We start from the raw sequence: 20023 nt of genomic DNA on the forward strand, positions 1-20023 counted from the left end.
GCGGGTCCATTGACCGCTTCGGCGGGATATGCTATAATCACTCCGTATTCATGAAAGGAGGCGGCCTATGCCTGCCATTTCTGTGATCGTGCCGGTGTATCAGGCGGAGCGGCTGCTGCCGCAGTGCGTGGAGAGCGTTCTGGGACAGACATTTTCCGATTGGGAGCTGCTGCTGGTGGACGATGGGAGCCGGGACGGTTCTCCGGCCCTGTGTGACGCCTATGCGGCGGGGGATGCCCGCGTCCGGGTCTTTCACAAGCCCAACGGTGGCGTGTCCAGCGCCCGCAATCTGGGGCTGGAGCAGGCACGGGGGCAGTGCATCGCATTTTTGGACGCGGATGACGCCCTTGTGCCCGCCGCGCTGGAAACACTGTGGTATCTCCGGGAAAAGGCCGGGGCGGACAGCGCAGGCTGCGCTCACCTGAATGTGTCCCCGACGGGGGAGGAGCGGACAGAGCAGCTGCTGCCCGCCGGCATTTACGAGCAGACCGGCCTCCGGGAGCATATCCTCTGGCCCCTGACCGGCGAACGGCTCAGGCCGCCGGTGTTCAACGGCTTCATCTGGCGCTTCCTATTTGACGCCGCTATCCTCCGGGAAAACGCCATCACCTTTGAGGGGGCGTATCTGGAGGACGAGCTGTTTTTGATGGAGTATTTTGCCAATGCCCGGCGTCTGGCCGTAACGGAAACGCCGCTGTACCGGTATCTTGAAAACCCCGCCTCCGCCACTCACCGCTATATGCCGGATTATCCGCAGGTTTTTGCCCGGTTTTTGGAGCGGAAGGCGGAGGTCGTGGAGCGGTACGGACTCTCCGCCGCCCGGCCTCAGTGGCGGGCCGACACGGTATGGGCAGGGTTGCTCATCGCCGTGGGGAACGAGTACGCGAAAAGCAACCCCAAATCCGCAAGGGAGAAACAGAAAACGGTGGAGGCCCTTTGTGCTCAGCCGGAATTTGCAAGAGCCATCCGGGAGCTTTGTCCCAAGGGCTTGGGCCGCAACAAGCAGATCGTGGCCGATCTCATCGGCAGCGGCCGCTTCGGTACGCTGACAGTCCTGTACCGCTTGAAAAACCGTATGTAAGGAGAACGTATGACACTTTGGCAAACCAGCCTGACCTACCGGGTGTGGGTCTGGCTCTGTAATGTTTATGAGGACAGCGCCCTGCACCGCATTTTAGCGGCAGTTGGCCGCTGGTGCAGCGAGCAGATTGAGGATAGCCGCGTGCTGCGGCCCTTGTGCCGGGAGGGCGCGGTGGCCCGGGCGTGGCGGGAGAGCCTGCTGTGCAGGCTTCTGAGCGTTCTTGTCAATCTCCCGGGAACGCTGCTCCACGCATGGTACAAGGCGTGGAATTTGACATTTGAGGACAGCTTTTTTGCCCGCCTTGCCTTTGACATGGGGGACAACGCCTCTATCGCTCAGTTCTGGTGCATCGCAGCGCTGTGGTGTATTCCCTACGAGCGCTGGAACAACGCCTATAGCTTTTTGACAGGCGTTTTGCTGCTGCTGCTGTTTTACGCCGGGGCTATGCGGACGGGCCGCCGTCTGGATGTGGCCCGGATCGGCTTCTATCCGGCGCTGATGCTGGCTGCGGTGACGCTGGCCGTGACCTTCTCCTATGCGCCGGGGCTGTCCGCCCGGTTTTTGATCTACCATGTGTCCGCCGCGCTGCTGACGCTCATCACCGTCAGCGCTGTGCGGAATGGGGAGGACCTGAAGCGCCTGTGCGCCGGGGCGGCGGTCTGCGTAGGCGGTACCGGAGCCTACGGCATCGTCCAGCGGCTTCAGGGCGTGAAGGTGAACCCCTCCTATGTGGATCTGAAGGTCAACGCCGGAATGCCGGGGCGGGTCTACTCCATTTTCGATAACCCTAATACCTTCGCGCAGGTATTGCTGCTGCTGCTGCCGCTGGTGCTGGCGCTGGTCATTACGGCGAAGCACTGGCAGTGGAAGGTCATCGCCGCCGGTATTTTTTGCGTGGGAGGCATGGCCATGGCTATGACGTATTCCCGTGCGGCGTGGGTGGGTCTTGCCTGCTCCATGGCGGTGTTCGTATTTTTGTGGAAGCCGAAGCTGATTCCCGCCTTTATCGCCCTGTGTGTGCTGGCAGTGCCCTTCCTGCCCACCACGGTGCTGAACCGCATCCTCACCATTACCAATACGGCGGATTCCTCCACCTCCAGCCGGGTGTCCCTTTACCGGGCGGCCATTGAGGTCATTAAGCGCTCGCCCCTGACCGGCGCGGGCCTCGGCACCGCCGCCACGCAGGAGTACATCCGGGAGTTCAACCTCTATCATGACAAGGCCCCCTTTGTCCACGCCCACAACTTCTATCTGGAGGTCTGGATTCAAACGGGTCTTTTGGGCGTGTGCAGCTTTGTGGGCTCTATGCTCTGGAATATCAAAAATGCCGCTCGCGCTGCGCGGCACAGCGGTCCCTCCGTGGGTCGGACGGTGGCGGTGGCCGCCGCCTCCGCCATGTGCGGCGCCATGGTCTGCGGCCTTGCGGACTTCCTCTGGAACTACCCCCGGGTGCTGTGCATTTTCTGGTTCACCTTCGCCATGGCGCTGGCAGGCGTCAAGGTCTGCGGACTGGAAGCGGCATAATGCCGCGCTTGCGGGATGATTAAAGCAGCCGTGTCCCGTAGGGGACACGGCTGAGACTGTTGTTAAAGTGGTAAATTTTCAGCAACGGTAAGGAAGAGTGTGCGCGGGAAACCCAAGAAGGGTGTCCTGCGCCATTGAGATCAACAGTTTTCAGAACTTTTTTAAAGTTCTGAAAACTTGTTCAGCGGGGCGAAAAGACTTTTTCGACACGCTGAGCCGTGTCTCATGTGGGACACGGCTGCTTTTTCCTTTGCGCGCTCAATTCTGCCCCGCTTTTTGGGCGGGATAGGGGATGAAATAGGGCTGGGTACCCCGCTCCGTTAGCTTTTGCTCCAGCCATGCCTTCACGGCCTCCACCCCCTCCTCCGTCCACGGAAACGTCTGGGATTCCACATCCTTGGCCAGCTCAAAGCTGGTGTTTTCGTATACCCAGACTGTGAGCATACCGTCCCCGTCCGTCCATCCGTCCCGCTTGAAGCGGTAGCGGAACGTGCCGACACTGCCGGGATAAATGGCGGCCTTTGTGAAAAAAGCCATGTTCAGAAAGTCAAAATGTCCCATGCCTTGCGCTCCTTGTGCTTGATAGAACCAGTATATCACAGTGGCGGCATTTTCGCAACGCCGCCTTGCGGAGCAGAGGGAAACGCGGTATACTGAGGCAAAAGGGAGGGAGAGCGCTGTGCGTTATCTGGTATTGTCGGATTCCCACGGAAACATTGCCAACATGGAAACGGCGGTGGAGCGGGAACGGCCCGACGGAATTTTACATTTGGGGGACTGCTGGCGGGATGCGGAACGCCTTGCGGAGCGGTATCCGGACATCCTCATGGAGCACGTTCCCGGCAACTGCGACTGCCGCCCGGAGGAGCCGCTGGAAAAATTGGCGATTTTAGGGGACTGCCGGGTGCTGCTCTGCCACGGCCATACCTACGGTGTGAAAACGTCGCTGCTGGCGGCGGGACTGAAGGCGGAGCAGGACCGGCTGGACGCTTTTTTGTTCGGACACACCCATAAGCCGCTGGTGGACCGGCGGGGCCGGACGCTGTTCCTGAACCCCGGCAGCATCGGCACCGGTCTGCGGCCCACCTACGGCATACTGACTGTGGAGGGCAATCGGCTGGACGGACGCACCGTATTTCTGGACGCCCCGGCGGCGGGAAAATAAAGTTCGATATTAGCAATTTTAATAGTTAAAAGTTGCTTTTCTGATTTTACAAAGGTGCACCTATCTGGTATAATAAAACAGCTGTGGGCTGCGGCCCCGGCAGAATTCAACAAATAATTTGCCGCCGCAGGCGGCGGAATGGAGAATGCTATGAGCCGTATGGTCGGTACTGTTTCCCGGGGTGTTCGGGCGCCTATTATCCGCAGCGGCGATGATCTGGTGGAGATCGTCACCCAGTCCGTTCTGGAGGCTGCCGCACAGCCGGAGGATGGCTTTACCATCCGCGACCGGGATGTTGTAGCCATGACCGAGGCCATTGTGGCCCGCGCACAGGGCAACTATGCCTCTACCGATGATATTGCCGCCGACGTCCGCGCCAAGCTGGGCGGTGAGACCGTGGGTGTCATTTTCCCCATCCTCAGCCGCAACCGCTTTGCCATCTGCCTGCGGGGCATTGCCAAGGGCGCAAAGAAGATCGTCCTTATGCTCAGCTACCCCTCCGATGAGGTAGGCAACCATCTTATTGACCCGGACCTCATGGACGAGAAGGGCGTGGACCCCTACCGGGATGTGCTGACGCTGGAGCAGTACAGGGAGCTGTTCGGCTACACCGTGCACCCCTTCACTGGTGTGGACTATGTGGCCTATTACATGGACCTGATTCGGGACTGCGGCGCCGAGGTGGAGGTGGTGTTTGCCAATGACGCCAAGGCCATCCTGCCCTATACGAAGAACATCATCAACTGCGACATCCATACCCGCAAGCGCACCAAGCGCCGCCTGCTGGCCGCCGGTGCGGAGAAGGTCTATTCTCTGGACGAGCTTCTCACCGCGCCTGTCAATGGCAGCGGCTATAATGAGAAATACGGCCTTCTTGGCACCAATAAGGCTACCGAGGATACGGTGAAGCTGTTCCCTCGGGATTGTCAGGGGCTTGTGGAGGCCATTGCCAAGAAGCTCTATGACGCCACCGGCAAGCACGTGGAGGTCATGGTTTACGGCGACGGAGCCTTCAAGGACCCTGTGGGCAAGATCTGGGAGCTGGCGGACCCCGTGGTGTCTCCCGCTTATACCGCGGGGCTGGAGGGCACGCCCAACGAACTGAAGCTGAAGTATCTGGCAGACAATGACTTCGCCGCCCTCAACGGCGAGGAGCTGCGCCAGGCCATCAAGGGCCGCATCGCCGCTAAGGACGGAAGTTCTCTGGTGGGCAACATGGTCTCCGAGGGCACAACCCCCCGCCGCCTGACGGACCTCATCGGCTCTTTGTGCGATCTGACCTCCGGCTCCGGCGATAAGGGCACCCCCATCGTCTACATTCAGGGCTATTTCGATAACTATACCAACGATTGATTTTCTGAAATACGAAAGCAGCAAAGCCGCCCATTGGGCGGCTTTGCTGCTTTATTGAATGTGTATTTACCGGAATCACTGCCATTCGATTTTTCCGTTTTTTGCTTCGTAGTCTGCCACGGCATTTCGAATCAAAATCAGGATTTGACTGTTGGCGGAGCGGCCCTCATAATCCGCCACGATATGCAGTTTGTGCAGCAGTTCCTCATCAATGCGAATGGAAAGACTTTTGATGGCCATAAAAGCACCTCTTAGTAGATATGTTTTATATTTACATTAGGCTCACTTTGGCTTATAATGCTTCGTATAGATATAAAATATATCTAAAATATGTTCTTTTTTAGGAGGCACTCTTATGACGGACTACAAGACCATGTACTTGCATTTGTTCAACCGCGTGTCAGATGCCGTAAGTGCGCTGGAGGCCATGAACTTCGGACAGGCAAAGGCGCTTTTGATTTGTGCACAGCAGGAGGCGGAGGAACGCTATTTAGAGCAGGGGAAAGCGGATAAATAACCGGGAGGGCGGCAGCCCTCCCGGACATTCGTTGTATTTACAAAATCAGCAGCAGGCCCAGCGCTACCAGAAGCTCCTCGTCCGCCTTTTCACGGAACAGAAAGTACAGCAGGCCCAGCAAGAGCAGGTCTCCGGCGTCCACACGGTCCAGATGAAGCTGGTCCAGCACCCGCCGCAGATACCCGGCGATACCCTCCGTGCCGCCGGAAAAGGGCGGAAAGGTGAAGGGGAGTTGCCCGCCGGGGGCGGATGGCTGCGGTCCATCGGGGCGAGGCCGTTCCTGTTCTTTATTGGGCGGCGTATTGGGCGGTGCACCGCCCTGCGGCGGGGGAGGCCCCGGCCCCCGGGCAGGGGCCTCCGGCTCCGTGACCCGTGTATAGCTTCCATCATCCTGACGGATATAGCGGTTATACATGGTCCTCCCCCTTCAGCAGAAACTTTTTTCCCACCCGGAACAGGCGGGCCAACTGTAAGGCCCGTTCCACCTTTTCCTGCCGCTCCGGCTTCAGATAAGGCCGCAGGGCGAACAGCAGGCGGCGGGCGTTGCTATCCCGGTCGCCGCCTAACTCTCGGAGAATCGGCAAAAGGGAAGCAATGGTTTTCGGGTCGATGCTCCCAAGGCCGGAAAGAAAGCTGAGGTCCGGCCCACCGGGGGGCGGGGCCGCGTTGGGCGGCGCACCCCAGCCGCCGTTTCCACTATTCTGCCCCGGATTTTGCCCCGGCGCCGCACTGAAGAAATTTTCGGGTGGGGGAGGGCCGCCGCTCCGGGGTGCGCTCCATGCTCCGGCAGGGGTATTCTGCTCCGGCGAAGGCTGCTGGGGCGCCGCCTGATAGGGCTGCTGCAGGGGCGGTGTATTGGGCGGCGGTGTGCCGCCGCTGGTCTGCCCCTCGCCGCCCATGAGGGATTGGGCCATTTTCATGATCTGGTCCATGGCCTCCGGGTTGGAGAGGAGGCTGTTGAGCTTATCGTCAAACTCCGCCACGGGGCCGGACCTCCTTTCCTACAGCTCTACGCTCCGGCTGATGCGTTCCATCAGCGCCGCGCCCTCCGGGCTTTGGGCTACCCGGCCTACCAGCTCCGCCATTACGTTGGTGTCTCCCCGCATGGCAGCCTGCACCGCCCGCTGGAGACCGGCGCCGTTGTCCGGCCGGGTCAGGGTCTGCATCAGCGTCTGTCCGTCCCGGGACTGCATAAGCCGCCGGAGGGCGGCGGGATCGGCCTTCAGCCGTTCCATCATCCGCTTGGTGTTTTCATCCATGGCTGTGTCCTCCCATGATCTCAGTCTCAGACCAATATATGATAGGCGCATAAAAAATGTGCCTGTGAACTTCACAGGCACATGGGGAATAAGATTATTTCCGCTTTTTCCCGGCGGCGCAGTCGGATCTCAGGGGACAGCCTTCGCATTTGGGGGACCGGGCGGTGCATACATCCCGGCCGAAGAGCACCATCCGGTGACAAAATGACCCGGATTCCGCCGGGGGAATGGCCCGGCGGAGCTGCTGCTCCACTTTTACCGGGTCCTTGGAGCCGTCCGTGATTCCCAGCCGCCCGGTGATGCGGATGCAGTGAGTGTCGCAGACGTAGGAGGGCTGTCCGTAAACGTCCCCCAAAATCAGATTGGCGGTCTTGCGGCCCACGCCGGACAGGGAGGTGAGGTCCTCCATATTGTCCGGCACCCTGCCGTCGAAGCGCTCGATAAGCTGCTGGGCGCAGGAGACCAGATCCCGGGCCTTGCCGTTATAGAACCCGCAGGAGTGGATATATTCTCCCACCTCCTTAGGGTCCGCCTCCGCGAAAGATTTTAGCGTTGGGAAGCGGGCGAACAGCGCCGGAGTCACCAAATTCACCCGGGCGTCCGTGCACTGGGCGGAGAGGCGCACGGCAAACAGCAGCTCGTAATCCTTTTCATATTGCAAAGAGCACAGCCCTTCCGGGTACAGCTCCTTCAGCTTTTCTATGATTCGCAGGGTAGACGCCTTATACCGCATGACCTGCCTCCTGTACGTGTTTTTTTCATCTTATCACAAATTCCGGGAAAATACCAGAAAAAATGCCATAGCAATTTCCGGCAGGCTGTGATATAATCATCTATCAGTAATTCGGAGAGGAGGGAATGCCATGCACCGGCCCTTGGCGGACGAGATTCGCCCGAAATCGCTGGACGAGGTGGTGGGCCAGCGTCATCTTCTGGCCCCCGGCGGGGTGCTGCGGCGGCTCATTGATGCCGGAACGGATGCCAACATGGTGTTCTACGGCCCCTCCGGCACCGGCAAGACCACCGTGGCCAATATCATCGCGGAAAGGACCAACAAGACCCTCTACCGGCTCAATGCCACAACGGCCTCCTTGCAGGACGTCAAGGACATCATCGCCGATGTGGGGACGCTGCTGGCTCCCGGCGGTATTTTGCTGTATCTGGACGAGATTCAGTATTTCAACAAAAAGCAGCAGCAAAGTCTTCTGGAATTTATGGAGAACGGGTCGCTGACCCTGATTGCCTCCACCACGGAAAACCCATTTTTCTACGTATATAACGCGCTGCTTTCCCGCAGCAGCGTGTTTGAGTTCAAGCCTGTCCCGGCGGAGGAGATTCGCCCCGCCGTGCTCCGGGCGCTGGAGATCATGAGAGGCCGCACGGCGCTGCCGCTGCGGTGGGAGGACGGTGTGCCGGAGCGCATCGCGCAGGGCTGCGGCGGCGATGTGCGGAAATCCATCAATGCCGTGGAGCTATTGTGCGAGGCGGCGGTGTCGGTAGACGGAGGGCTGCTGCTGACAGAGGCGGACGCGGAAGCGCTGGCCCAGCGCAGCGCCATGCGCTATGACCGGGGCGGCGACGCCATGTATGACGCCGCCTCCGCCCTCCACAAGTCCCTCCGGGGCAGCGACCCGGACGCGGCGCTGCACTATCTATCCCGTTTTTTAGAGGCCGGGGACCTCATCACCCCCTGCCGGCGGCTGCTGTGCGCCGCCAGCGAGGATGTGGGACTGGCCTACCCGCAGGCCATTTCCATTGTGAAGTCCTGTGTGGATACGGCCATGCAGTTGGGACTGCCGGAGGCGCAGCTCCCCTTGGCGCAGGCGGCGGTGCTCATTGCCACCGCGCCGAAATCCAACAGCGTTTCCGCCGGTATTATGGCGGCGTGGGCGGACGTCAGGGCTGGCCGCAGCGGCGATGTGCCCCGGGAATTGCAGAACGTCCACGCCGACTCCGCCGGTCTGGAGCGGGAGCAGGGGTATAGGTACCCCCATAACTATGGCCACCATTGGGTGCGGCAGCAATACCTGCCCGACGCCATCAAAAACGCCCATTATTATGACTACGGCGACAACAAGAACGAACAGGCCGCCAAAGCATACTGGGACAAAATCAAGGGACCTGGGTAAACACGGTCTCTGCGGCCTCCCCCTCAAAATTTGCCGGGGAATAGACCCAGCGCTCCAGCACGCCGTCGGTGATCCAGTACCGCAGCGGCTCCGGCACCGGAAGGGGCGGCAGCCGCTCGATGACCTGCAGCTTTACCTTCATCCGTTCCGGGCGGAGGGAGCGAATGTTCACCGAGACCGCGTCCCCCTCGTGAAGATCGTCCCGCCGGTCCGTCAGGCCGGAGAGGTTGGGAGTCAGCTCAATAAAGGCACCGTAGTCCTGTATGCCGCGGACGATGCCCTGCACGGTGTCCCCCGGCGCAAACAGACTGGCGTTTTCCAGCCATGTCCCCAGCAGCTCCCGGTGGGTCAGGGTGATTCGGTGGGACGCGCGGTCAAGGCTCTTGACCACGGCGAGGATTTTCTGCCCTATCTGGAACCGCTCCCGGGGATGGCGGATGCGGGCGGCGGAGATGTACGCCGTAGGCAGCAGCGCCACAATGCCCCGGCCAATGTCCACAAAGGCGCCGAAGGGCTCCATGCCAACAATTCGGCCGGTGACAACGGAGCCGGGGCGCAGCAGTGCCTCAAGTGCCGTGATGGCGTCCTCCTGCGCCTGCTTGCGGGACAGCAGCGCCACCGGCGCGCCCTTGGCGTCGGCGGAGAGGTCCGTCACGGTGAAACACACCGGCTTTCCCACACGGGAGAGCACGGCAATATCCCTCCCCGCGCCGGTGATCCATGGGGCGGTGACTTCCTCCCGGGGCATCCGGGCAGTGACGCTCCCAAATTGGAAGTGGAGGCACAGCGCCGCGTCGCACCGCAGCGCCGCGGCCTCTAAAACAGCGCCGCTGCTTTGAGCGTCCCGAAGGGCGGACAGCGTGAGAGGAACGGGGGCTGACAGCCCCTCGGGAGGATAGAGCTTGTTTTCCGGCATAGTAAATCATCCTTTACCATTTGATGCTTTAGCCTATGCAGCTTTGCAGGCACTGTGACAGGAGGAATCGTATGGATCTGCATATTAAGGACATTGTGGAGCTGAAAAAGACTCACCCTTGCGGCTCGAAGCAATGGGAGCTGACCCGGGTGGGAATGGATATTAAGCTGAGGTGCCTCGGCTGCGGCCACGAGCTGATGCTGCCGCGGTCCCGCGTGGAGAAAAGCATTAAAAAAATCATACCGGCCGCGGAGCGCGGCGAAGGAGGAACTGCGAAATGACCCCGAAAAAGACCCGCATCATTGCCCTGATCTTAGTGGGCGTGCTGATTTTCGGCCTGGCCGCCACCGGCCTGAGCGCACTGCTGCTATAAGAGGGTAGTAAATAGCTCGACGAAATACCGTTGCTTCTCTTGCTGAAGTATGCTAAAATGACCGTAGAAAAGCCGCCGGACCTCGGCGGAGATAAGGAGCGTGTACCATGAACAGAATCATTACCATCAGCCGGGAATACGGCGCGGGCGGACACTCCATCGGCCGGCGTGTAGCGGAGGAACTGGGAATCCCCTTCTATGACCGGGATATCGTCAAACAGACGGTGAAGGCCAGCGGCTATGATCTGGACATGGTGGAGCACGATGAGGAGGATGTGACCCGGACGGGCTTTTTCCTCAAGAGTCTCTGCTCTGTTTCTGACGCCTCGTTTTCCGATACGCAGGACGCCATCCATGAGGTGCAGAGCACGGTAATTTTGCATCTTGCCAAGGAGGGGCCGTGCGTGATTTTAGGCCGTTGCGCCGATGAGATTCTGCGGAAAGCGGACATCAAAAGCATGAATGTGTTCATCCGGGCGGACGCGGCCCACCGGGCAGCGCGGGTGCGGGAGCTCACCGGCTGCACCGACCCGGCGGAAATTCAGAAAATCATCGCACGGCGGGACGAGAGCCGCCACACCTATTACGCCCACTACACCGGCAAAAAGTGGGGTGACAGCCGGAACTATGACCTTGTGCTGGACAGCGGCACGCTGGGCTATGACCTCTGCATCCGGCTCATTACCGAGGCCGCACGGGCGGAATAACTGAATAAAGAACTAACTACGGCGGACAGCTTTTGCTGTCCGCCGTCAGCGTGTCGAAAAAGTCTTTTCTCCCCGCTGAACAAGTTTTCAGAACTTCATAAAAGTTCTGAAAACTAAGGATTTCAATGGCGCAGGACACCCTTCTTGGGTTTCCCGCGCACACCCTTCCTTACCGTTGCGGAGGATTTACCACTTTATCGACAGTCTCACGGCGGACAGCTTTTGCTGTCCGCCGTTTCCTTTTGCGACGTATTTCCCGGCGGAGGCGGGCTATAATGACCATGAGAGAGGGGGGAGCGGCATGACGGTGGTGTATTTGGACAGCGTATTTTTGTTCAACGCGCTGCTTGACTATCTGCTGGTCCTCTCTGCCGCCCGGCTGGCGGGGCTGACGCTCCGGCGGGGACGATACATTCTCTGTGGGCTTTTAGGCGGTGCGTATGCCGCCGCTGTGTTTTTACCGGGAGGTGCATTTTTGACCGCCGCGCCGGTGAAGGCGGCGGCGGGGGTACTGCTGGCACTGGCGGCCTTCGGCGGGGAGCGGCATTTCTGGCGGCTGACACTGTTGACCTTCGCCATCGCCTGCGCGCTGGCGGGAAGCGTTCTGGCGCTGGGACTGCTGGCAGGACAGAACATCCCCAATGCCCGGGGTGTGTTCTATACGAATGTGGACAGCAGAACGCTGCTGGTGTCGGCGGCGGGGGTGTACCTTGTGCTGACGGTGCTGTTCCGGGCGGCGGCGTCCCACGGCCTCCGGGGTGAACGGCTGGCGGTCACGGTGATGCTTTTGGGAAAGACCGCGTCCTTCACGGCGCTGCGGGATACCGGCAGCGGCCTGCGGGACAGCACCGGCACCCCGATTCTGACGGTGGAGCGGCGCTGCCTTCCCCAGCTTCCAAGAGAGCTGGAGCGGCTCCCGGCAGCAGAGGCGCTGCCGCTGCTGCGGCGGCTGGAACCGGCGCTTTGCCCGCAGCTTCTGCCGGTGCGGACAGCGGCGGGCGGGGGCCTGCTGCTCACCGTGCAGTGCGACTGGGCGGACATTGACGGACAGCGCCGCCCCGGCGTGCGAATCGCCCTGACGGACGCGGAGCTGGGGGACGGATATACCGCCCTATGGGGTGGAGAAGGGAGAAAACGCCATGCTCATGTGGCTTCGGAGACTGCTGGACCGTCTGGGTCTGCTGCCGAAACAGGACGTCCACTATATCGGCGGCAGCGATACGCTGCCCCCGCCCCTGACCCGGGAGCGGGAGGCGGAGCTGCTGGCGCGGCTGAGCGACGAGGACGCCCGGCAGGAGGTCATTGAACATAATCTGCGGCTGGTGGTGTACATCGCCCGCCGGTTTGAAAATACCGGCGTGAATATCGAGGACCTCATTTCCATCGGTACCATCGGGCTCATCAAGGCGGTAGGTACCTACCGCACGGATAAGAATATCAAGCTGGCTACCTACGCCTCCCGGTGCATTGAAAATGAAATTCTGATGTATCTTCGGAAGAACGCGGGCCGCAGGGCGGAGGTCTCCTTTGACGAGCCGCTGAACACGGACTATGACGGAAACGAGCTGCTGCTCTCCGATGTGCTGGGGACGGAGGCGGACACCGTGATGCGTCCCATTGAGGACGATGTGGATCTGAGCCTGCTGGCGGCGGCGCTGGACACCCTCACTCCCCGGGAGCGGGAGATCATCACGCTGCGCTTCGGCCTCGGCGGGCGGCGGGAGCAGACGCAGAAGGAGGTGGCCGACCAGATGGGAATTTCCCAGAGCTACATTTCCCGGCTGGAAAAGCGCATTATCCAGCGGCTGAAGAAGGAAATTCTGCGGCTGTCCTGAGCCTTGATATTGACTTTGCCCTGGTTCGGTGGTATAATGCCGACAATCAAACGCAAGGATGCGGAGCAGTAGCGGCCAGGGACAGTCAAGAGAGAGGGCGGTTGGGTGCAAGCCCCCCTGAACCGGCAGTGAAGTCGCCGCGGAGCGGCCGGACCGAACAGGAGAGTAAGCCCGGACGGAGACATCCCGTTAAAAGGTCGAGTGTCACGCGGAAATGCGTGAAATTCAGGTGGTACCACGGACTGTTTGTTCGCCCTGAGCCTTTTTGGCTCAGGGCTTTTTTATTTGAAAGTCGGAAATACCGTGAAATAAAGGAGAATCAACATGAACAAAGAACTGCCGAAGGTGTATGAGCCCCAGCAGGTGGAGTCCCGCATTTATCAGATGTGGGAGGACCATGACTGCTTCAAGGGCGTGGAGGACCCGGAGAAGAAGCCCTTCTCCATCGTCATGCCGCCCCCCAACGTCACCGGCCAGCTTCACATGGGTCACGCGCTGGACTGCACCTTACAGGATATCCTGACCCGCTTCAAGCGGATGCAGGGCTACGCCGCGCTGTGGCTCCCCGGCACCGACCACGCCGGCATCGCCACCCAGATCAAGGTGGAAGAAGAGCTGCGCGTCAAGGAGGGCAAGACCCGCTATGACCTGGGCCGGGAGAAGTTCCTGGAGCGGGTCTGGAAGTGGAAGGAGGAATACGGCAACCGCATCGTCCAGCAGCAGAAGAAGATGGGCGTATCCTGCGACTGGAGCCGCGCCCGCTTTACTATGGACGAGGGCTGCTCCAAGGCCGTGCGGGAGACGTTCTGCGAGCTCTATGACAAGGGTCTCATCTATAAGGGCAGCCGCATCATCAACTGGTGCCCCCATTGCGTCACGGCTCTCTCTGACGCCGAGGTGGAGTATGTGGACAAGCCCGGCCACCTGTGGTATATCCGCTATCCTTTGGCAGACGGCTCCGGCGACATTGTGGTGGCTACTACCCGTCCCGAGACCATGATGGGCGATACCGGCGTGGCTGTGAACCCCAATGACGAGAAGTTCAAGCACCTCATCGGCAAAAAGTGCATTCTGCCCATCATGAACCGGGAGATTCCCATTGTGGGCGATGAATACTGCGAGATCGGCTTTGGCACCGGCGCCGTGAAGATGACCCCTGCCCATGACCCCAATGACTTTGAGGTGGGCCTGCGGCACAATCTGGAGGTCATCCGGGTCATTGCCGACGATGGTAGAATCAACGAAAACGGCGGCCCCTACAATGGTATGGACCGTTACGAGTGCCGCAAGGCCATCGTGAAGGATCTGGAGGAGCAGGGCTATCTGGTGAAGGTAGAGCCTTACAACCATAACGTGGGCACCTGCTACCGCTGCCATAACGATGTGGAGCCTCTGATCTCCGCCCAGTGGTTCGTGAAGATGGAGCCTTTGGCCAAGGAGGCCCTGCGGGTGGTGAACGAGGGCGAGGTAAAGTTTGTCCCCGAGCGCTTCTCCAAGACCTACACCAACTGGATGGAAAACTGCCATGACTGGTGCATTTCCCGCCAGCTCTGGTGGGGCCACCAGATTCCCGCGTGGACCTGCGATGACTGCGGCCACATCAACGTGAAGCGGGAGGACCCCACGGTCTGTGAAAAGTGCGGCAGCACCCATCTGACCCGTGAGGAGGATGTGCTGGATACGTGGTTCTCCTCCGCCCTGTGGCCTTTCTCCACGCTGGGCTGGCCGGAGCAGACCGCTGACCTGAACTACTGGTACCCCACCTCCGTCATGGTGACGGGCTATGACATCATCTTCTTCTGGGTGGCCCGGATGATCTTCTCCGGCTGCGAGCAGATGAAGAAAATTCCCTTCCACACCGTTTTGATTCACGGCCTTGTCCGGGATGATAAGGGCCGCAAGATGTCCAAGTCCCTCGGCAACGGCATCGACCCCCTGGAAATGGCGGAGAAATACGGCGCGGACGCTCTGCGATTCAACCTCATCACCGGCAACTCCCCCGGCAACGATACCCGGTTCTACACCGAAAAGTGCGAGGCCATGCGGAACTTTGCCAATAAGATCTGGAACGCCAGCCGCTTCGTGATGATGAACCTGACCATCGACCATTACGCCCTGCCCGATGCCGACAAGCTGGAGCGGGAGGACAAGTGGGTCCTCAGCAAGCTGAACCGGCTTGTGAAGGAGGTCACCGAGAATCTGGACAGCTATGAGATCGGCGTGGCCTCCGCCAAGGTCTATGACTTCATCTGGGACACCTACTGCGACTGGTATATCGAGCTGACCAAGACCCGCCTGAACGGCACGGACGAGGCCGCCAAGCTCACAGCGCAGAATGTGCTGTGCTATGTGCTGGTGACGCTTTTGAAGCTGCTGCACCCCTTCATGCCCTTCATCACGGAGGAGATCTATCAGGCGCTTCCCAAGTGTGACGGTGCCTCTGACATTCTGATGATGGCCCAGTGGCCGGAGTATACTGAGGCCCTGAATTTCCCGGCAGAGGAAAACGCCATGGAGGCCGTCATGGACCTCATCCGGGCTATTCGCGCCCGTCGGGCCGAGATGAACGTGCCCCCCTCCAAGAAGGCGGAGCTGCGAATCGTCACCGGCCAGCCGGAGGCGTACCGGCAGGGCCTCCATTTTATCCAGCGCCTTGCCTATGCCAGCGAGGTGGCGTTCCCGGAGTCCGCGCCGGCGGATGTGACCGGCCTTGTCAGCGTGGTGACCCATGACGCCACCGCCTACCTGCCCCTCAGCGAGCTGGTGGACCTTGCGGCGGAGCGGGAGCGCATTGCCAAGGAGCTTGAAAAGGCGAAAAACGGCCTGCGTATCACCGAGGGCAAGCTCTCCAACGAGAAGTTTGTGGCCCACGCCCCCGAAAACGTGGTAAACGCGGAGCGGGAGAAGGTCACTAAGTACAAGGAGCTCATTGCCAAGCTGGAGGAATCTGCCAAGGCCATGGCATAATTCCCGAAAAGGCAATCAAATCCCCCGGCGCTTTTGGCGTCCGGGGGATTTTTCCGCCCTTGACGGATGAATGTCCGGGGTATAAAATCAAACCAAATCAAAAGGGAGGTGCCGGAATGGAATATCAGGCGGCAGTTATCACCGTCAGCGACGGGTGCAGCGCCGGGACACGGACGGACACCAGCGGCCCTGCGGTGCGGGCCATGCTGGAGGGGGCCGGGTATCGGGTTCTCCACACGGCTGTTGTGCCGGACGATAAGCTGACCATCAGCCGGGAGCTGTGCCGCTGCGCCGATGAGCTGGGATGCGATTTGGTGCTTACCACCGGCGGCACCGGCCTTTCGTCCCGGGATGTGACCCCGGAGGCCACCCGGGCGGTGGTGCACCGGGAAATTCCGGCCATCCCGCAGACCATGCTGTATGCAAGCCTTGCCATCACGCCCCGGGCCATGCTGTCCCGGGCCGCGGCGGGGACGCGGGGGAGCTGCCTCATCATCAATCTGCCGGGGTCGGAAAAGGCGGCAAGGGAAAATTTAGCGGCGGTGCTGGACACGCTGGGCCACGCGCTGGAGATGCTGCGCGGCGGCGGACACTGAGCCGCGCCAAATACGAAAAGAGGAAAATGCAATGCGAATCGTAGTCAAGGTCGGCACCTCCACGCTGGCCCACCCCACGGGGCGGCAGAACATTCAGCGGATGGAGCGGCTGTGCAAGGTTTTAAGCGATCTGAAAAACGCGGGCCATGAGGTGATTTTAGTTTCCTCCGGCGCTATTGCCATGGGCGTCGGCAAGCTGAACCTGCCGGGGCGTCCGGCGGATATGCCTACGAAGCAGGCGGCGGCTGCCATCGGCCAGTGCGAGCTGATGTATTTCTATGACAAGCTGTTCACCGAATACAATCATACGGTGGCCCAGTTGCTCATCACCGCGCCGGACATCGCCGAGGGCGGTGTCCGCAAGGAAAATTTCCATAATACACTGGAACGGCTGCTGGATTTGGGGGCGCTGCCGGTCATCAATGAAAACGATACCATCTCCACGGATGAAATCGTCATCGGGGACAACGACACCCTCTCCGCCACGGTGGCGGCCACTGTCCGGGCGGAGCTGCTGATTCTGCTGTCGGACATTGACGGACTGTATGACAGCGACCCCCATAAAAACCCGGACGCCAAGCTCATTTCCGTGGTGCCGGAGCTGACGGAGGATATTCTGCGCCTTGGCGGCGGGGCCGGCTCCGCGCTGGGGACCGGCGGCATGGCCACCAAGCTCCACGCGGCGCAGATTGCCACGGCGGCGGGCTGTGAAATGGTCATCGCCAACGGGCAGGCCCCGGAGCTGCTGTACGATATTGCGGCGGGTAAGCCGGTAGGCACCCGCTTTTTGACAGGGAGGGCAAATACATGACAACGCTGGAGCTGATTGAAAAAACAAAGGCGGCGTGGGGAAGCCTCCGGGATACGGACACAGACGCCCGGAACCGAATCCTCACCGAAATGGCGGCGTGCCTTGAGGCGGACAGCGCTGCGATCTTAGAGCAGAATCGGGCGGACATGGCGGACGCCCGGGGACATATTTCCGATGTGATGCTGGACCGTCTGCGGCTGGACGAGGGCCGCATTGCCGCCATGGCGGCGGGCATCCGGGCGGCAGCCGCGCTGCCGGACCATGTGGGGCGCATCCTGTCGGAATTTCACCATGCCAACGGCATGACCATTTACAAAAAGCAGGTGCCGCTGGGGCTGGTGGCCATTATTTACGAGAGCCGCCCCAACGTGACCTCCGATGCGGCGGCGCTGTGCGTCAAAAGCGGCAATGTCTGCGTGCTCCGCAGTGGGCGGGAGGCCATCCGAACCTCCACGGCCATTGTGGCGGCCCTGAAGCGGGGCATCCGGCAGGCTGGTGCGAACCCGGATATCGTGAATATTTTAGAGGACACCAGCCATGAAAGTGCCAACGTCCTCATGACAGCGGACGGTCTGGTGGATCTGCTGATTCCCCGTGGCGGCGCGGGGCTGATTCGGGCCTGCGTGGAGCACGCCACGGTGCCCTGCATCCAGACCGGTACCGGTATCTGCCATGTATATGTGGACGAATACGCCGATTTGGACATGGCCTTGAAGATCATTGTCAATGCCAAGACCAGCCGCCCCTCCGTGTGCAACGCTGAGGAGGTGTGTCTGGTGCACAGTGCCGTGGCGGAACGGTTTTTGCCGATGCTGCACGCGGCTCTGACAGGGAGTGTGCAGGTGTCTGCACAGGTGTCAAGCCCTGCGCCGGTGGAGCTGCGGCTGGATGAACGGGCGGCGGCCATCATCCCCGGAACGCCGGCGGGGCCCATGGATTTCGACACGGAATTTCTGGACTACATTTTAGCGGTGAAGGTGGTGGACAGCGTGGACGAGGCGGTGGCCCACATCCTGAAGCACTCCACCCACCACAGCGAGGCCATCATTACGGAAAACGAGGAAAACGCGGAACGCTTTGTCAACGGGACGGACAGCGCGGCGGTATATGTCAACGCCTCCACCCGCTTTACGGACGGAGGGGAGTTCGGTCTCGGCTGCGAGATGGGGATTTCCACACAGAAGCTCCACGCCCGGGGCCCTATGGGGCTGGATGAGCTGAGTACCTATAAGTATATTATCCGCGGCAGCGGACAGATCAGATAAGGAGAGAGCAACATGGCAAGCTATGAGGCCGGTTTTATCGGCGCAGGCAATATGGGCGGCGCACTGGCGGTGGCCGCTGTTAAGCAGGTTGGCGGAGCGCGGGTCGCCGTGACCTGTTCCACTCCGGAGCACACTGCAAGCACGGCGGCTCGGCTGGACTGCCGCCCGGAAACGGCGGAAAACATTCTGGCAAACAGCCGGTTCGTTTTCCTCGGCGTAAAGCCGCAGGCGGTGAGCGGTGTTTTGGCGGGGCTGACAGAGGCGGTGGCGTCCTCAGAGGCGGTGCTTGTCTCCATGCTGGCGGGGGTCACGCTGGAAAGACTGGCAGACCTTCTGGGTGCGGACAAGAAAATCATCCGCATCATGCCCAACACCCCCTGTACCGTGGAGGAGGGACTGATTCTCTACGCCGCCAATGACCGCGTAAGCGGGGAGGAGCTGGACGCCTTCCGGGGACTGATGCGCGCGGCGGGCGAGCTGGACGAGCTGCCGGAGCACCTCATTGATGCGGCCAGCGCCGTGTCCGGCTGCGGGCCGGCCTATGCGTATCTCTTTATCGAGGCGCTGGCGGACGGAGGCGTGAAGTGCGGCCTGCCCCGGAGCAAGGCTATCCGCTACGCCGCGCAGATGCTTCGCGGCAGCGCGGCGCTGGTGCTCCAGTCCGGCAAGCACCCGGAGCTTTTGAAGGACGAGGTGTGCAGCCCCGGCGGCAGCACCATTGCCGGTGTGGCGGCACTGGAGGACCGTGGTTTCCGGGGGGCCTGCATCGCCGCCGTGGAGGCGGCCTGCAAGCGCACGAAGGAACTTGGCTGAAAAACGGGAGCAACAAAAATCGCGGCGCCGGAAATCTCCGGTGCCGCGATTTTTTGTGTACTTTTATACGGTACGAGCCTCCGGCCTCCACAGGAGCTCTTCAAAGCCGGTGATATAGACATCACAGAAGGCGCGCATTTCCTTTTCGTCTCCGGCGAAAAAGTCATCGTAAACGCCCACCACCCGCATTTTTGCGCTGCGGGCGCCCCGGCAGGCGGCAAGGCTGTCATCAAACAGCGTGCAGCTTTCCGGCTCCACACCAAGTTGCCGGGCCACGGTGAGCCAGAGCTGCTTGTCCTTTTTTTCGAGGCCAAGCTCCTGCGCGAAGGTGACGGACTCGAAATATTTCATCAGCCCCAGCTTTTCCATGGCGGTGCGGCAGTGCACCGGCACGCTGGAGGTCACCAGCGCCATCCGGCGGTTTTCCATGCGGCACTGCTTCAAAAATGCCCGAACACCGGGCTTTACCGTCACATGGGCGTAGGCGTCCTTGGCAAGCTCCATCCACTCCGCCATGATGGCCTCCTCGCTTTCCGGGAGATGGCAGAATTCCTTGGTGAACTTGGCGGCAAGGGGGAAAATGGTGTGGGCCACGCCCTCGTAGTAGGCGCGGGTATAGGGCAGACCCCGGCGGGCTAAAAATTCCCGGTCCACGTCCTTCCATACGCCGTTGGAGTCGATCAGCGTACCGTCCATATCGAATAAATACATA

General features: G+C 60.7%; 22 protein-coding genes, 1 pseudogene and 1 other annotated feature. Of the genes and pseudogenes, 15 read left to right on the forward strand and 8 right to left on the reverse strand.

The window, feature by feature from the left end:
* Positions 1-67: 67 nt before the first annotated feature.
* Together PY311_RS03720 and PY311_RS03725 are read left to right on the forward strand one after the other, a co-directional pair.
* A complete protein-coding gene (locus tag PY311_RS03720) occupies positions 68-1081 on the forward strand; it encodes a glycosyltransferase family 2 protein (RefSeq protein WP_286147332.1) in 1014 nt (337 codons plus the stop codon).
* 9 nt (positions 1082-1090) lie between these two features.
* Complete coding sequence (locus PY311_RS03725) at positions 1091-2605, forward strand: O-antigen ligase family protein (protein ID WP_286147333.1); 1515 nt, start codon at positions 1091-1093, stop codon at positions 2603-2605.
* Positions 2606-2863: 258 nt separating this feature from the next.
* Here PY311_RS03725 and PY311_RS03730 read toward each other — a convergent pair whose 3' ends face one another.
* Complete coding sequence (locus tag PY311_RS03730; protein WP_286147334.1) at positions 2864-3166, reverse strand: hypothetical protein; 303 nt, start codon at positions 3164-3166, stop codon at positions 2864-2866.
* A 118-nt stretch (positions 3167-3284) separates the two neighbouring features.
* On the opposite strand from PY311_RS03730, the gene PY311_RS03735 reads away from it, so the two are divergent.
* Both PY311_RS03735 and PY311_RS03740 read left to right on the forward strand, forming a co-directional pair.
* Positions 3285-3770, forward strand: coding sequence for a metallophosphoesterase family protein (locus PY311_RS03735; protein ID WP_286147335.1), 486 nt, complete (start codon positions 3285-3287; stop codon positions 3768-3770).
* A 150-nt stretch (positions 3771-3920) separates the two neighbouring features.
* Positions 3921-5123: a coenzyme F420-0:L-glutamate ligase gene (locus PY311_RS03740; protein ID WP_286147336.1), complete on the forward strand. Its 1203-nt coding sequence runs from the start codon at positions 3921-3923 to the stop codon at positions 5121-5123.
* A gap of 75 nt (positions 5124-5198) precedes the next feature.
* Here PY311_RS03740 and PY311_RS03745 read toward each other — a convergent pair whose 3' ends face one another.
* Positions 5199-5363, reverse strand: coding sequence for an Arc family DNA-binding protein (locus PY311_RS03745; RefSeq protein ID WP_286147337.1), 165 nt, complete (start codon positions 5361-5363; stop codon positions 5199-5201).
* A gap of 115 nt (positions 5364-5478) precedes the next feature.
* On the opposite strand from PY311_RS03745, the gene PY311_RS03750 reads away from it, so the two are divergent.
* The gene (locus tag PY311_RS03750) at positions 5479-5640 is read left to right on the forward strand and encodes a hypothetical protein (protein ID WP_286147338.1); all 162 of its coding nucleotides are present in this window, start codon (positions 5479-5481) and stop codon (positions 5638-5640) included.
* Between the two features lie 37 nt (positions 5641-5677).
* On the opposite strand, the gene PY311_RS03755 is transcribed toward PY311_RS03750, so the two are convergent.
* The 4 genes from PY311_RS03755 to nth all read right to left on the reverse strand — a co-directional run bounded on the left by PY311_RS03755 (position 5678) and on the right by nth (position 7632).
* Positions 5678-6055 carry a hypothetical protein gene (locus tag PY311_RS03755; protein ID WP_286147339.1) on the reverse strand — a complete coding sequence of 126 codons (378 nt, stop codon included), beginning with the start codon at positions 6053-6055 and terminating at the stop codon, positions 5678-5680.
* Positions 6048-6623, reverse strand: a complete 576-nt coding sequence (locus PY311_RS03760) for a hypothetical protein (RefSeq protein WP_286147340.1) — start codon at positions 6621-6623, stop codon at positions 6048-6050. The genes PY311_RS03755 and PY311_RS03760 overlap by 8 nt, the downstream gene beginning before the upstream one ends.
* A gap of 18 nt (positions 6624-6641) precedes the next feature.
* Complete coding sequence (locus PY311_RS03765; RefSeq protein ID WP_286147341.1) at positions 6642-6899, reverse strand: hypothetical protein; 258 nt, start codon at positions 6897-6899, stop codon at positions 6642-6644.
* Positions 6900-6993: 94 nt separating this feature from the next.
* A complete protein-coding gene (gene nth / locus PY311_RS03770) occupies positions 6994-7632 on the reverse strand; it encodes an endonuclease III (RefSeq protein ID WP_286147342.1) in 639 nt (212 codons plus the stop codon).
* Positions 7633-7762: 130 nt separating this feature from the next.
* On the opposite strand from nth, the gene PY311_RS03775 reads away from it, so the two are divergent.
* On the forward strand, positions 7763-9028 hold the full coding sequence (locus PY311_RS03775; protein WP_286147343.1) for a replication-associated recombination protein A: 1266 nt from the start codon (positions 7763-7765) through the stop codon (positions 9026-9028).
* On the opposite strand, the gene PY311_RS03780 is transcribed toward PY311_RS03775, so the two are convergent.
* Entirely contained in the window at positions 9012-9944 is a 933-nt protein-coding gene (locus PY311_RS03780; RefSeq protein WP_286147344.1) for a S1 RNA-binding domain-containing protein, read from the reverse strand. The genes PY311_RS03775 and PY311_RS03780 overlap by 17 nt on opposite strands.
* A 71-nt stretch (positions 9945-10015) precedes the next feature.
* On the opposite strand from PY311_RS03780, the gene PY311_RS03785 reads away from it, so the two are divergent.
* From PY311_RS03785 to proC, 9 genes and pseudogenes are all read left to right on the forward strand, one after another.
* Entirely contained in the window at positions 10016-10225 is a 210-nt protein-coding gene (locus PY311_RS03785) for a DUF951 domain-containing protein (protein ID WP_286147345.1), read from the forward strand.
* Positions 10226-10424: 199 nt separating this feature from the next.
* Positions 10425-11024, forward strand: a complete 600-nt coding sequence (locus tag PY311_RS03790) for a cytidylate kinase-like family protein (protein ID WP_286147346.1) — start codon at positions 10425-10427, stop codon at positions 11022-11024.
* Between the two features lie 301 nt (positions 11025-11325).
* Positions 11326-12042, forward strand: a pseudogene (locus PY311_RS03795) (sigma-E processing peptidase SpoIIGA); the annotation flags it as partial.
* Positions 12043-12163: 121 nt separating this feature from the next.
* A complete protein-coding gene (sigE, locus tag PY311_RS03800; protein WP_286147347.1) occupies positions 12164-12859 on the forward strand; it encodes an RNA polymerase sporulation sigma factor SigE in 696 nt (231 codons plus the stop codon).
* Between the two features lie 46 nt (positions 12860-12905).
* Positions 12906-13120: a binding site (T-box leader), on the forward strand.
* Between the two features lie 63 nt (positions 13121-13183).
* Complete coding sequence (locus tag PY311_RS03805; protein ID WP_286147348.1) at positions 13184-15826, forward strand: valine--tRNA ligase; 2643 nt, start codon at positions 13184-13186, stop codon at positions 15824-15826.
* 116 nt (positions 15827-15942) lie between these two features.
* Complete coding sequence (locus tag PY311_RS03810) at positions 15943-16422, forward strand: MogA/MoaB family molybdenum cofactor biosynthesis protein (protein WP_286147349.1); 480 nt, start codon at positions 15943-15945, stop codon at positions 16420-16422.
* Positions 16423-16453: 31 nt separating this feature from the next.
* Positions 16454-17233 carry a glutamate 5-kinase gene (proB, locus tag PY311_RS03815; RefSeq protein WP_286147350.1) on the forward strand — a complete coding sequence of 260 codons (780 nt, stop codon included), beginning with the start codon at positions 16454-16456 and terminating at the stop codon, positions 17231-17233.
* Positions 17230-18498 carry a glutamate-5-semialdehyde dehydrogenase gene (locus tag PY311_RS03820; RefSeq protein WP_286147351.1) on the forward strand — a complete coding sequence of 423 codons (1269 nt, stop codon included), beginning with the start codon at positions 17230-17232 and terminating at the stop codon, positions 18496-18498. Before proB ends, PY311_RS03820 begins: the two co-directional genes overlap by 4 nt.
* Before the next feature lie 12 nt (positions 18499-18510).
* Positions 18511-19311: a pyrroline-5-carboxylate reductase gene (gene proC / locus PY311_RS03825; protein ID WP_286147352.1), complete on the forward strand. Its 801-nt coding sequence runs from the start codon at positions 18511-18513 to the stop codon at positions 19309-19311.
* A 63-nt stretch (positions 19312-19374) separates the two neighbouring features.
* Here the strand turns inward: proC and PY311_RS03830 are convergent, their stop codons facing one another.
* Complete coding sequence (locus PY311_RS03830) at positions 19375-20022, reverse strand: HAD family hydrolase (protein WP_286147353.1); 648 nt, start codon at positions 20020-20022, stop codon at positions 19375-19377.
* Between the last annotated feature and the right edge of the window lies 1 nt (position 20023).

This window comes from Neopoerus faecalis, assembly GCF_029218125.1.
GTDB lineage: Bacteria > Bacillota > Clostridia > Oscillospirales > Oscillospiraceae > Oscillibacter > Oscillibacter faecalis_A.

Bases quoted from the DNA above. Each gene is read 5' to 3' on its own strand.
- PY311_RS03720 (WP_286147332.1), top strand. From the start codon at position 68: ATGCCTGCCATTTCTGTGATCGTGCCGGTGTATCAGGCGGAGCGGCTG.
- PY311_RS03725 (WP_286147333.1), top strand. From the start codon at position 1,091: ATGACACTTTGGCAAACCAGCCTGACCTACCGGGTGTGGGTCTGGCTC.
- PY311_RS03730 (WP_286147334.1), bottom strand. From the start codon at position 3,166: ATGGGACATTTTGACTTTCTGAACATGGCTTTTTTCACAAAGGCCGCC.
- PY311_RS03740 (WP_286147336.1), top strand. From the start codon at position 3,921: ATGAGCCGTATGGTCGGTACTGTTTCCCGGGGTGTTCGGGCGCCTATT.
- PY311_RS03745 (WP_286147337.1), bottom strand. From the start codon at position 5,363: ATGGCCATCAAAAGTCTTTCCATTCGCATTGATGAGGAACTGCTGCAC.
- PY311_RS03750 (WP_286147338.1), top strand. From the start codon at position 5,479: ATGACGGACTACAAGACCATGTACTTGCATTTGTTCAACCGCGTGTCA.
- PY311_RS03755 (WP_286147339.1), bottom strand. From the start codon at position 6,055: ATGTATAACCGCTATATCCGTCAGGATGATGGAAGCTATACACGGGTC.
- PY311_RS03765 (WP_286147341.1), bottom strand. From the start codon at position 6,899: ATGGATGAAAACACCAAGCGGATGATGGAACGGCTGAAGGCCGATCCC.
- nth (WP_286147342.1), bottom strand. From the start codon at position 7,632: ATGCGGTATAAGGCGTCTACCCTGCGAATCATAGAAAAGCTGAAGGAG.
- PY311_RS03775 (WP_286147343.1), top strand. From the start codon at position 7,763: ATGCACCGGCCCTTGGCGGACGAGATTCGCCCGAAATCGCTGGACGAG.
- PY311_RS03780 (WP_286147344.1), bottom strand. From the start codon at position 9,944: ATGCCGGAAAACAAGCTCTATCCTCCCGAGGGGCTGTCAGCCCCCGTT.
- PY311_RS03785 (WP_286147345.1), top strand. From the start codon at position 10,016: ATGGATCTGCATATTAAGGACATTGTGGAGCTGAAAAAGACTCACCCT.
- PY311_RS03790 (WP_286147346.1), top strand. From the start codon at position 10,425: ATGAACAGAATCATTACCATCAGCCGGGAATACGGCGCGGGCGGACAC.
- sigE (WP_286147347.1), top strand. From the start codon at position 12,164: ATGCTCATGTGGCTTCGGAGACTGCTGGACCGTCTGGGTCTGCTGCCG.
- PY311_RS03805 (WP_286147348.1), top strand. From the start codon at position 13,184: ATGAACAAAGAACTGCCGAAGGTGTATGAGCCCCAGCAGGTGGAGTCC.
- PY311_RS03810 (WP_286147349.1), top strand. From the start codon at position 15,943: ATGGAATATCAGGCGGCAGTTATCACCGTCAGCGACGGGTGCAGCGCC.
- proB (WP_286147350.1), top strand. From the start codon at position 16,454: ATGCGAATCGTAGTCAAGGTCGGCACCTCCACGCTGGCCCACCCCACG.
- PY311_RS03820 (WP_286147351.1), top strand. From the start codon at position 17,230: ATGACAACGCTGGAGCTGATTGAAAAAACAAAGGCGGCGTGGGGAAGC.
- proC (WP_286147352.1), top strand. From the start codon at position 18,511: ATGGCAAGCTATGAGGCCGGTTTTATCGGCGCAGGCAATATGGGCGGC.
- PY311_RS03830 (WP_286147353.1), bottom strand. From the start codon at position 20,022: ATGTATTTATTCGATATGGACGGTACGCTGATCGACTCCAACGGCGTA.